The organism is Nocardia donostiensis, assembly GCF_002081715.1.
GTDB classification, from domain to species: domain Bacteria; phylum Actinomycetota; class Actinomycetes; order Mycobacteriales; family Mycobacteriaceae; genus Nocardia; species Nocardia donostiensis.
Window position 1 is genome coordinate 1 of record NZ_MUKP01000035.1, and the last position, 12004, is coordinate 12004.

At 67.8% G+C, this 12004-nt stretch carries 9 protein-coding genes; 8 read left to right on the forward strand and 1 reads right to left on the reverse strand.

Annotation, left to right across the window (positions count from 1 at the left end; genetic code table 11):
• Positions 1–387 precede the first annotated feature (387 nt).
• The 7 genes from pheS to ppc all read left to right on the forward strand — a co-directional run bounded on the left by pheS (position 388) and on the right by ppc (position 10064).
• Positions 388–1464, forward strand: coding sequence for a phenylalanine--tRNA ligase subunit alpha (pheS, locus tag B0T44_RS19835; RefSeq protein ID WP_077119989.1), 1077 nt, complete (start codon positions 388–390; stop codon positions 1462–1464).
• A gap of 30 nt (positions 1465–1494) precedes the next feature.
• Positions 1495–4005 (forward strand): phenylalanine--tRNA ligase subunit beta, encoded by a 2511-nt coding sequence (gene pheT / locus B0T44_RS19840; protein WP_077119991.1) that lies wholly within the window; start codon positions 1495–1497, stop codon positions 4003–4005.
• A 3-nt stretch (positions 4006–4008) separates the two neighbouring features.
• On the forward strand, positions 4009–4806 hold the full coding sequence (locus tag B0T44_RS19845; protein WP_245839568.1) for an alpha/beta hydrolase: 798 nt from the start codon (positions 4009–4011) through the stop codon (positions 4804–4806).
• A 181-nt stretch (positions 4807–4987) separates the two neighbouring features.
• The gene (locus B0T44_RS28190; RefSeq protein WP_245839570.1) at positions 4988–5497 is read left to right on the forward strand and encodes a hypothetical protein; all 510 of its coding nucleotides are present in this window, start codon (positions 4988–4990) and stop codon (positions 5495–5497) included.
• Positions 5498–5542: 45 nt separating this feature from the next.
• Complete coding sequence (locus B0T44_RS19855; RefSeq protein WP_077119994.1) at positions 5543–6586, forward strand: hypothetical protein; 1044 nt, start codon at positions 5543–5545, stop codon at positions 6584–6586.
• Positions 6587–6681: 95 nt separating this feature from the next.
• Positions 6682–7101, forward strand: a complete 420-nt coding sequence (locus B0T44_RS19860) for a VOC family protein (RefSeq protein ID WP_077119997.1) — start codon at positions 6682–6684, stop codon at positions 7099–7101.
• 68 nt (positions 7102–7169) lie between these two features.
• A complete protein-coding gene (gene ppc / locus B0T44_RS19865) occupies positions 7170–10064 on the forward strand; it encodes a phosphoenolpyruvate carboxylase (RefSeq protein WP_077119999.1) in 2895 nt (964 codons plus the stop codon).
• Positions 10065–10099: 35 nt separating this feature from the next.
• Here the strand turns inward: ppc and B0T44_RS19870 are convergent, their stop codons facing one another.
• A complete protein-coding gene (locus B0T44_RS19870) occupies positions 10100–10663 on the reverse strand; it encodes a TetR/AcrR family transcriptional regulator (protein ID WP_077120002.1) in 564 nt (187 codons plus the stop codon).
• Between the two features lie 56 nt (positions 10664–10719).
• Between B0T44_RS19870 and B0T44_RS19875 the strand changes: the two genes are divergently transcribed.
• Complete coding sequence (locus B0T44_RS19875; RefSeq protein ID WP_254854232.1) at positions 10720–11853, forward strand: FAD-dependent monooxygenase; 1134 nt, start codon at positions 10720–10722, stop codon at positions 11851–11853.
• Positions 11854–12004: the final 151 nt, after the last annotated feature.

Below are 12004 nucleotides of genomic sequence, written 5' to 3' on the forward strand. Positions count from 1 at the left end.
TACACCTCGAGGTCGATATATCCGCGGGAGATCTGCTGGAACGGCCCCAGCGGCACCGTCAGGCACAGCGTGGTGAACACCGCGGCCAGCAGCGGTAGCAGCCACACGGCGCGTGGGAGCGTGCGGTCTCCGGGGAGCACGGCGGTACGAGTGGGAGCGTTCCTCATCCCCGGGGACTCTACCGGCTCCACGGCCCCCTCTCGTGGTCGCGACGGCCGCGGACATGGCGGTCCCGGTCATAGCCGAGGACATGAGGACACACCGCCGGGTAATCCGGATGAACCGCTCGCAACGCATCGAATACGATTCGACCAGCAGCAATATGGAATACGGGGCAGGCAGCCAGCCGGGCCCGCCAACCGATCCCCAGGGGAGAGACGAAAGATCGTGGCCGACGACAACGAGGCAGTCGCGCAGACCGGCGACGGACAGCATCCCGAACTGACCGAGGAGGCGCTGGCCGCGGCCGCGGCGGCCGCTGAGAAGGCATTCGCCGCTGCTGCTGACCTGGACGCGCTCGCGGTCGCGAAAACCGAGCATCTCGGCGGCAAGGCGCCGCTGGCGCTGGCCCAGCGGGCGCTGGGTTCGCTGCCGAAAGCGCAGAAGGCCGATGCCGGTAAACGCGTGAATGTGGCCCGCAAGCGGGTGTCGGAGGCGTTCGAGTCGCGGCGCGAGGTGCTGCTCGCCGAACGCGACGCCGCGGTGCTGGTCGCCGAGACCATCGACGTGACCCTGCCCGCCCGTCGCGCACCGATCGGGGCGCGGCATCCCATCACCGTCATCTCCGAACAGGTCGCCGACGTGTTCGTCGCGATGGGATGGGAGGTCGCCGAAGGCCCCGAAGTGGAAACTGAGCACTTCAACTTCGACGCCCTGAACTTCCTGCCCGACCATCCGGCCCGCACCATGCAGGACACCTTCCATATCGCGCCGGAGGGTTCCCGGCAGGTGCTGCGCACACACACCTCCCCTGTACAGGTGCGCTCGATGCTGGAGCGGGAGCTGCCGATCTATGTGGTCTGTCCTGGCCGCACCTTCCGCACCGACGAGCTCGACGCCACCCACACCCCGGTGTTCTCCCAGGTCGAGGGGCTTGCGGTGGACAAGGGCCTGACCATGGCCCATCTGCGCGGCACCCTGGAGGCGTTCGCGCGTGCCCTGTTCGGGCCGCAGACCCGGACCAGGATCCGCCCCAACTACTTCCCGTTCACCGAGCCCTCGGCCGAGGTCGACGTGTGGTTCCCGGACAAGAAGGGCGGTGCGGGCTGGGTCGAATGGGGCGGTTGCGGCATGGTGAACCCGAAGGTGCTGATCGCCAGCGGTATCGACCCCGAGGTGTACAGCGGGTTCGCGTTCGGGATGGGCTTGGAGCGGACCTTGCAGTTCCGCAACGGCATCCCCGATATGCGCGACATGGTCGAAGGTGACGTGCGTTTCACGCTGCCCTTCGGTGTCCGGTCCTGACCCCCTTCGATCGAGAGAGCGAAAACCCAAGTGCGAGTAGCGCAGTCCTGGCTGACCGAAATCATCCGGCGCACCACCCCTGACTGGTCGGTGACCCCGGAAGAGCTCGACGCCGGTTTCGTCCGGGTCGGGCTGGAGGTCGAAGAGGTCGACAAGCTGGAGCGGGTCGGCGGCGAGATCGAAAAACCGCTGGTGGTGGGGCGGGTCGCCGAGATCACCGAGCTGACCGAGTTCAAGAAACCCATCCGCTTCTGCAAGGTCGATATCGGCGAACCCGAACTGCAGGAGATCGTGTGCGGCGCCCGCAACTTCGCGGTCGGCGACCTGGTGGTCGTGGTTCTGCCCGGCGGTGTGCTGCCCGGTGGTTTCGCCATCTCGTCGCGGAAAACCTACGGGCACATCTCGAACGGCATGATCTGCTCGGTAGCCGAACTCGGTATCGGCAAGGACCACTCCGGCATCCTGGTGCTGGAGCCGGGTAGCGCCGAACCGGGCGCCGACGCCAATGAGCTGCTCGGCCTCGACGACACCGTCATCGAGCTCAACATCACCCCCGACCGAGGCTACTGCTTCTCGTTGCGTGGCCTGGCCCGCGAACTGGCCTGCGGTTTCGACCTGGAATTCGCTGACCCCGCGGTGCGTTCGCTGCCCGACGCCGACCCCGCCGCCGACGCTGCCTGGCCGGTGCGGCTGGAGCCGGAATCGCAGTGCACCCGTTTCGCGGTGCGCCGAGTCACCGGGGTCGACCCGAATGCGGTGAGCCCGTGGTGGCTGCAGCGCAGGCTGCTGCTGGCCGGGGTGCGGCCGATTTCGCCCGCGGTGGACGTCACCAACTACGTGATGCTCGAACTCGGCCAGCCGTTGCACGCTTTCGACGCCGCGGCACTGTCCGGTGAGCTGGTGGTGCGGCAGGCGCGTCAGGGCGAGAAGCTGCGCACCCTCGACGACACCGAGCGAGTGCTCGACCCCGAAGACGTCGTGATCGCCGACGATTCCGGTGTCGTCTCGCTGGCCGGTGTGATGGGCGGCGCGAGCACCGAGGTCGGCGCCGACACCACCGATGTGGTGCTCGAGGCGGCGACCTGGAATCCGCTGCTGGTCTACCGCACCGCGCGCAGGCACAAGCTGGTGTCGGAGGCGAGTAAACGTTACGAGCGGGTGGTCGACCCGGAGATCAATCTCGCCGCCCTCGACCGCGCGGCCGCCCTGCTGGCCGAGATCGCAGGCGGCACCGTGGTACCCGCGCTCACCGATGTGCGGGTGCCGACCGAACCGCCCGCCGCGATCCGGATGGATATCGATCAGGCAGACCGGGTCGCCGGGGTGGTGTACCCGACGGGGACGTCGGCGCGCAGGCTCAGCCAGATCGGGTGTGTCGTCGAGGTCGGCGTCAGCGAAACCGGACACGGCCAGCTGGTTGTCACTCCGCCGAGCTGGCGGCCCGATCTGGTGCAGCCCGCCGATCTGGTCGAGGAGGTGCTGCGGCTGGAGGGGCTCGACCGGATTCCGCTGGTGCTGCCCGCCGCTCCCGCAGGCCGCGGGCTCACCCCGATCCAGCGTCGCCGTCGTGCGGTGAGCCGGGCGTTGGCGTTCGCGGGGTGTGTCGAGGTGCCGCCGCCGGTGTTCCTGCCCGCAGGCGTGTTCGACGTGTGGGGTCTGGACGCCGACGATCCGCGCCGCCACACCACCCGGGTGCTCAACCCGCTGGACGTCGAGCGCTCCGAGCTGGCAACCACCCTGCTGCCGGGACTTCTGGAAGTGGCCGCCCGCAATATCTCCCGCGGCGCCCGCGACCTCGCGCTGTACGGTATCGCACAGGTGGTGCTGCCAGGTCCGCAGACCAAGCCGGTGCCGCCGCTGCCGGTGGACCGCCGCCCGACCGACGAACAGATCACAAAACTGCTGGCGTCGCTGCCCGAGCAGCCGCAGCATGTCGCGGTGGTGCTGACCGGGCGCCGGGAGCCGCGCGGGCCGTGGGGGCCGGGCCGTCAGGCCGAAGCCGCCGACGCGTTCGCCCTCGCCGATGTGGTCGCCGACGCCGCCGGTGTGACCATCCGGCGGCGCCCAGGCAAGTACCTGCCGTGGCATCCGGGTCGCTGCGCGGAACTGGTGGTCGATGACGTGGTCGTCGGATACGCGGGTGAACTGCATCCGGCGGTGCTGGAGCGGGCGGGCCTGCCTGCTCGCACCTGTGCCTTCGAACTCGAGCTGGACGCGCTGCCACTGCGGGAAGCGCGCCCGGTTCCCGCGATCTCCCCGTTCCCGGCGGTGCTGCAGGACGTGTCGGTGAGCGTCGACCGCGAGATGCCTGCGGCCCGGGTCGAATCCGCGCTGCGTGCAGGCGGCGGCGAACTGCTCGAAGATATCGCGCTGTTCGACGTGTACGAGGGCGCCCAGGCGGGGGAGGGCCGCAAATCCCTCACCTACGCGCTGCGGTTCCGGGCGCCTGATCGCACCCTCACCGAAGATGAAGCCAGCGCGGCCCGTGACGCCGCGGTGTCCGCCGCAGCGGCCGCGGTCGGCGCGGTGCTGCGTTCTTGACCGATGCCTGCGCGGGGAGCACGGTATCGCCGGGTGGGGCATCCGGCCCGCCCGGTGATGCACGCGTTGACCTACCAGCCGACACGACGGATCGAGCAGACTCCGTCGGCGCTCGGGCTGGACTACACCGACCTGTCCATCCCGACCGCCGACGGGCAGACACTGCACGCATGGTGGTTACGCTCCCCGCGCTCGGTCGGTCACGTGCTGTTCGGTCACGGCAACGCCGGAAATATCGGCGACCGGGTCCCGATCTATGCGCTGCTGACCGAGGCAGGGTTCGACGTGCTCGCCTTCGACTACCGCGGTTACGGTCGCAGTACCGGCAGACCCGATGAACCCGGTACGGCGCTGGATGCCCGCGCTGCAAGGAAGGTGCTGCTCGAACAGCCGGGAGTCGCCGAGGAAAGGGTGCTTTACCTGGGGAAATCCCTGGGCGGCGCGGTGATGACCGAACTCGCGGTGGTGCATCCGCCCGCCGGGCTGATCCTGATGTCCACCTTCACCGGGTTGCGCGCCGTGGCGCGGTCGCTGTATCCGTTCCTACCCGCACCGCTGATCCCCGACGCCTACCCGACCCTGCGCCGCATCGGTGCGTTGCGCGCCCCGCTGCTGCTCATGCATGGCGACAACGACGAACTGATCCCGCTGAGCCACGCGGACCGCATCTACGCCGCCGCCCCGGAACCCAAACAGCTCGTCATCTATCCAGGTGCTGGGCACAACGACATCATCGCGCAGGCGATGACGGAGTGGACCGCGACCATCACCGGTTGGGCGCGAGACAACGGTCTCTGCTGAACCGGTGGTATCGCACCGGCCTTCCTCGACCGGTCGGTGCGGGCGGCCGAGGACTGTATCGATGGCACATCGCATGCCGGTCGCACGCTGTTATACCGTGCGTCAGCGCTGCTGCCGCCTTTGTGAACCGAGTGCCCTGCGGCGCTGAGCGGGCGCGCGAGGCGCTGCGTAGCCTGGCGGTATGAGTGATCCTCGCGAAGACGATCCTGCTGTGCTCGCTACCCGCCTCGCGGCGTTATCCGATGATCAACTGCTGGCCGTGCTGAGCGTGGTGACCGCGGGACGTCCGGCGCTGGAGCCGGTGTACGAGGTGCTGACCCGGCTGCTCGCCGAGCGGGGAGCGGGAGCGCCCGACAGCGGTGTGTCCCCCGGCACTGCGAATGATTCCGGCTATCGCGACCTCGGGCCCGATGCGGTTGTGCCTCAGCTCGGGGGCGGGCACGGTGTGATATCGGAAGCATCGGCCGATACCGCGGCCGGGGTGGGTGGGTACACCTCAGGTGGAGTACCTACTTTCGAGTCAGTTCGGGATAAGCTCGAACAGCGCTTCGGCACGTCCCAGGGCATGGGCGAACTGGACCGGCAGTCCCCGGCGGGCCGCAGCGCCGAGGAACAATTCGAGGCGCGCGAAAGAGCAGCGCGTGAGCGTCTGGAACAGATACGGAAGTCGATGCGTGACGATCGCGCGTAATGAGCCCACGGTCTGGCCCGGCGCCGGTAACGATGGGTGGATTCCATGACCGAGCCGCATGGGCATGCGCGGCGAATCGCGGAGCGGCTGCTCGACGCGCAGGTCGAGTACCTGCTGGGTGAGGTGAGCGGCGACCGGTTCGCCGATGTCGTCGCCCGCGATGTGGCGGCGGTGCTCCAGGTCGCCGACACGATCGAATACCGGGAAGTGGCTCCCGTCGAGCAGGCCGGGCAGACCGTCTCCACTGTGATGGACTTGATCGGCGGCAGCCCGGTGATCGCCGATATGGTCGGGGTGTTCGCCGACGCGATCTACGACAATATCGCAGGCAACGACGACTACACCCTCGGTGAAGTGGTCGAACGCGAACCGGTGGAAGCGCTGCTGGAGAAGATCTTCGCCATGCACCAGGCCCAGGAACGCATCCTGGACCGCCTCACCGAAAGTCCGCTGGTGGCCACCGTGGCCGCGAAATTCGTGGACAAACTGCTCAGCGATTTCATGCAGGCCAACCGGGAACGCGCCGAGAAGATCCCCGGTATGTCGTCGTTGATGTCGCTGGGACAGTCGGCCGCCAGCCGGGCGCGCAAAGCCGCCGACAACAACACTTTCCTCGGCGATATGGCAGGTAAGGGCGCACTGTTCGCGCTGCGCCGCACCAACAACGCGATCCGGGAAATGCTGCGCGACGCCCCCGTGCACGACGCGGCAATGGAATTCTGGGACCTGCACGCCGACGAACCGGTGAGCGGTCTGCGGGATTACCTCACCCAGCAGGATCTGCGTGATCTGGTGCTGCTGTGCTACGAGATCGCGGTCACCACCAGGGAAAAAGAGTACTTCGGCCTGCTGGTCGAGGAATGCGTGCAGGTCTTCCACAGCAAATACGGCGACTACACCCTGGCCGCGATGCTGCCGGAGCTCGGCCTCACCGCCGACGACATCACCGCCGAAATCCTGCGCTACGGTCCCGCCGTCATCGAAGCCGCTAAACGCGACGGAGTACTCGCCGGGCTGATCCGGGAACGACTCGAACCGTTCTTCCTGTCCGATGAGGTGCTCGGCATCCTCGGCGGCACTGCGTGCTGAACCATCTCTGTCCGAGGCGTCAACCCCTTCGACCGATGAATTTGTCGGTGTGCCTGTGTCTAATCGGATAACGGATACCAACAGAGGAGAATTCGATGAGCAACGGTAAAGATCTCGCGCTGTCGCATGTGGGATTGCTGGTGGGTGATCAGCAGCAGGCGCTGGAGTTCTATCGGGATGTGATCGGCTTGGAGGTGCGCGCCGATATGGAGCTCGGTGAGTGGCGCTGGGTAACGGTGGGGCCCGCGGGGCAGCCGGGGATCGAGTTCATTCTCGAAACGCCCGAGATAGCGCCGGAAGGGCCCATGCGGGAGGCGGCGCGGGCGCGGCTGGCCGGCGGGGCGCAGGGGACGTTGATCTTCACCACCGACGCCGTGGACGACACCTTCGCGCGACTGCGGGACGCCGGTGTCGCGGTCACCCAGGAGCCGATCGACCAGCCGTACGGGGTGCGTGACTGTGGTTTCCGCGATCCGTGGGGTAATGAGCTGCGCTTCTCGCAGTGGCCGAGCTGACCAGCGCCCGACACGATTGTGCGCGGCGTCGCCTACCGCGGCGCCGGTAACGGCAATACTGTCTGGTCATGGGTGAATCGCAGGCCGATACCGTGCATGAGGCCATCCGGCCGCTGCGCGAGGACATCCGTTTCCTCGGCGGCGTGCTCGGTGACACCATCCGCGACCATGAGGGTCCGGAGGTGTTCGACTTGATCGAACGGACCCGGATCGAGGCGTTCCGGGTGCGCCGTGAGGAGGTGGGACGCAGCGCGGTCGCCGAACTGCTCGCCGATGTCGACATCGCGGTGGCGCTGCCGCTGATCCGGGCGTTCGGCTACTTCGTCCTGCTGGCCAACCTGGCCGAGGACCTGCAACGGGACCGCCGTCGTGCCGTGCACGAAGGCGCGGGCGAACCGCCGCAGGATTCGTCGCTGGCCGCGACCTATCGCAAACTGGACGCGGCGGGACTGCCGGGGGATCGGGTCGCCGAGCTGCTCACCGACGCGCTGGTGTCTCCGGTGATCACCGCGCACCCGACCGAGACGCGGCGGCGCACCGTCTTCGACACCCAGACACGCATCACCGAGCTGATGCGACAGCGGCAACGCTACCCCGAACGCGAGCGCGGGCCGCTGGAACTGGAGATCCGCCGTCAAGTGCTGATGCTCTGGCGGACGGCGCTGATTCGTTTGTCGCGGCTGCGGATTCAAGACGAGATCGCGGTCGGGCTGCGCTACTACGAGCTGACGCTGCTCGATGTGATCCCGGCGATCAATGCGCAGGTGCGTGCGGCATTGCAGTCCCGCTGGCCCGATGCCGGGCTGCTGCCGCGGCCGATCCTGCGGCCGGGTTCCTGGATCGGCGGCGACCGCGACGGCAATCCGTATGTGACGTCAGAGGTGGTGCGGACCGCGGCGCGGCAGGCGGCCGGGGTGGCGTTCGGGCGATATCTGCGCGACCTGGTGGAATTGGAGAAGCGGTTGTCGCAGTCGGCGCGGCTGGTTGCGGTGACACCCGGGCTCGCAGCCCTGGCCGCCGCCGGATATCCCGACCCTGATTCCTACGCCGACGAACCGTATCGTCGCGCGATACACGGCATCCGCGCCCGGGTGACCGCCACCGCAAAATATGCGCTGGTCACCGGCGCTCTCGGCGTTGCCGCCGGTGAGCGTGACCGGGGGGCCGGGACCGGTTCGGCCACGCCACGTTCCCTGTCGGGCGGAGTGGCCGCCCGCCTCGGGGTCGGTCAGTTGCCGGACGGTCTCGACGCTGCCCTGGCCGGCGATATCGACAGCGGTTTCCCGGCCTATCCCACCCCGCAGGCTTTCCTCGACGACCTGGACACCGTGGACGCCGCGTTGCGGACCTCGGGTGACGGCCTGCTCGCCGACGATCGGCTCGCCGCTCTGCGGCACGCCGTGGAAACGTTCGGGTTCCATTTGCAGGGCCTGGATATGCGGCAGAACTCCGAAATACACGAACAGGTGGTGGCCGAACTGCTGGCGTGGGCGGGGGTGCACGAGGATTACCGGAGCCTGCCCGAATCCGAGCGCGTCGAATTGTTGACCGCCGAACTGCGCACCCGCCGTCCCCTGCTGGGCCCGCACGCTCAGCTGAGCGAACTCGCCACCAAAGAACTCGGTGTCATCGCCGCTGCCAAGGATGCCATCGACACGTTGGGAGCCGATGCGGTACCGAACTACATCATCAGTATGTGCACTTCGGTCAGCGATATGCTCGAGGCAGCGTTGTTGCTGAAAGAAGGCGGCCTGCTCGAACCGGGCGCAGCGGATGCCGAGCCCACCTGTCCGGTGGGCATCGTGCCGCTGTTCGAAACCATCGAGGATCTGGACGCGGGCGCAGCGACCTTGGCCGCGGCACTGGGGGTCCCGGTGTATCGGAACCTGATCGCCTCCCGGGGGATGCAGCAGGAGGTGATGCTCGGGTATTCCGACTCGAACAAAGACGGCGGATATCTGGCCGCGAACTGGGCGCTGTACCAGGCCGAACTCGATCTGGTTGAGCTCGCGCGCAAAACCGGGATCCGCTTGCGGTTGTTCCATGGCCGCGGTGGTACGGTCGGCCGTGGCGGCGGCCGCAGCTACGACGCCATCCTCGCCCAGCCCGCCGGCGCGGTGCGGGGGTCGCTGCGGCTCACCGAACAGGGGGAGGTGATCGCCGCCAAATACGCCGAACCCGGTTCCGCGCACCGCAACCTGGAATCCCTCATCGCGGGCACCGTGGAATCCACTCTGCTCGATGTGGAGGGTTTGGGTGCCGACGCCGAACCGTCCTACGCGATCATGGACGATCTCGCCGCTCGCGCCCGCGCCGCCTATGCCCGTCTGGTGCACGAAACCCCTGGTTTCGTCGAGTATTTCCGCCAGTCCACCCCCGTCGCCGAAGTGGGCGACCTGAATATCGGCAGCAGGCCCGCCTCCCGCAAACCCACGAATTCTGTTGCCGACCTGCGCGCTATTCCCTGGGTGATGGCTTGGAGCCAGGCCAGGGTGATGCTGCCCGGCTGGTACGGCACCGGCACCGCCCTCGAGGACTGGATCGGCGGCGACCCGGAGCGTCTGGCAATACTGTCGGATCTGTACCGCCGCTGGCCGTTCTTCCGCACAGTGTTGTCGAATCTGGCGCAGGTGATGGCGAAAAGCGACCTCGCCATCGCCGCCCGCTACGCCGAACTCGTCGACGATACGCAGTTGCGCGATCACATCTTCGGCATGATCTGTGCCGAACACGCCCGCACCGTCGCCATGCATGCCGCCATCACCGGCAACGATCACCTACTCGCCGACAACCCGTCGCTGGCCGAGTCCATCCACAACCGCTTCCCCTACCTGGAACCGCTGAACCAGATGCAGGTGGAACTCCTGCGCCGCCTGCGCTCCGGCGACGACTCCGAACTGGTGAAACGCGGCATCCTGCTGACTATGAACGGACTGGCCACCGCATTGCGCAACTCGGGCTGAGTGGTGCCCGGACTCGGGACAGCAGGCCCGTGTGGTCAGCCGTCGCGACCGTCGAGCGCAGACGACACGATCCGGTCCAGCATCGGCCGCGGATCGAAGTCGGGCTCCCGGCGGATCAGCAGCTGGTGCATGATCACCCCGTCCAGGTAGTCGACCAGCGCCGTGGTCGCCGTCTCGTCGCCACCGAGCCCGGCCAGTAGCTCGCCCGACCATGCGATCAATCGCATGTGCCCGCGCAGCACGGATTCGTGCGCCGCAGGTGTGTTTCCGGCCTCGAGTACCAAAGCATATCGAGCCAGGGTCCGGGCGCGGTCGGTGGTGACCGCATGCACGACGTATCGGGCCATACCGTCGACGAGTTGGGCTCGCGTGGTCGGGCGAGGGAAACGGCTGAGCAACGCCCAATCCGCGTAGTCGTGTTCCTCCAGGCGTTCGGCGACCGCGGACAGCAGGGCGGTCCTGGTGCGGGTGTAGTTCGATGTGGATCCGGGCGGCATTCCGGCGGTTTCGTCGACAGCGCGGTGAGTGAGGGCTCGCGGGCCACGGCTGCCGAGAAGTTCGATCGCGGCGTCGAGGATCAGTTCGCGTTTCGTCGGCACATCGGGAATCTACACCAGCAACCCACTACAAAAGTAGTTACTACACTACAGGTGTAGTGTCTGTGGATGGGCTCGCGAAATCGGAGGAGAACATGTCCGAAGCGGTTGTTGTCGGCGCTGGAATCGGCGGCCTCACCGCCGCCATTGCCTTGTTGCGCCGGGGCTGGTCGGTGCAGGTGCTGGAACGGGCGCCGGAACTCACGGCGGTCGGTGCGGGCATATCGCTGTGGCCCAACGCTGTTCGCGCGCTCGACGAGATCGGGCTCGGCGCGGCCGTGCGAGCGCGAGCTGTCGACGACGTCTCCGCCGGAATCCGCGATGAACAGGGGCGGCGCTTGGTCCGCCTCGACGTGGCGGCGGTCGGCGCCAGATATGGCAGCCCGATCGTGCTGCACCGCGCCGATCTGCTCGACCTGCTGCGCGCGGCGCTTCCCGAATCCGTCGTGCGGACCGATATCGCGGTCACCGAGGTCCGACCTGACGGGACAGTGATGCATGCGAAAGGTGTCAGCAGTGCGGATCTGGTGGTCGGCGCGGACGGTATCAACAGTGTGACCCGCCGGGCAGTCTGTGGCTCGGTCGCGCCCCGCTACACCGGCTATACCGCATGGCGACTGGTGACCGCGCCGGTACAGCTCTACGAGGGCGGCGAAACCTGGGGTCACGGTGAGCGTTTCGGATATATGCCGCTCGCCGATGGCCGTGCCTACTGCTTCGGCAGCGCGGCCGTCCCCGCAGGCGGCCACGACGCCGGCCTCTCCGAACTGCATCGCCGCTTCGGACAATGGCACAAGCCGATCCCACGGCTGCTTGCTGCCGCCTCGGACAGTACGGTGCTGCGGCACGACGTATACGAACTCCCGGCGCTGCCGACCTTCGTCCGCGGGCGGATCGCGCTGCTCGGCGACGCCGCGCACGCCATGTCACCCGACCTCGGCCAGGGGGCCTGCCAGGCGATGGAGGATGCAATCGTGCTGGCCCGTCTGGCCGGCAATGGTGATACCGCCCTCGACAGTTACGACCGGCAACGTCGCCCGCGCACCCGGATGATCGCCGACCGGGCCCATCGGCTGGGGGCTGTGGCCAGGTGGTCGTCGAAGCCCGCAGTGCTCGCGCGCAATGCAGCGATGCGATTGGTTCCCGTGAGAGTTTCCATGGCGGCCATGGCGCCGGTGCTCGACTGGAAGTGACCGTTCGGCCCGGCTACCGCGATCTCCGGTCGTCGGCATCGGTCGGTACTCGAAGGTGCGTGCCGAAGGCGGTGCGGCACAGCAGCAGAGCCCGTGTTGAGCGCGAGCAGCCGAACTCGAGGGCGGCACAGCAGGCGGGGCAGGACGAGGC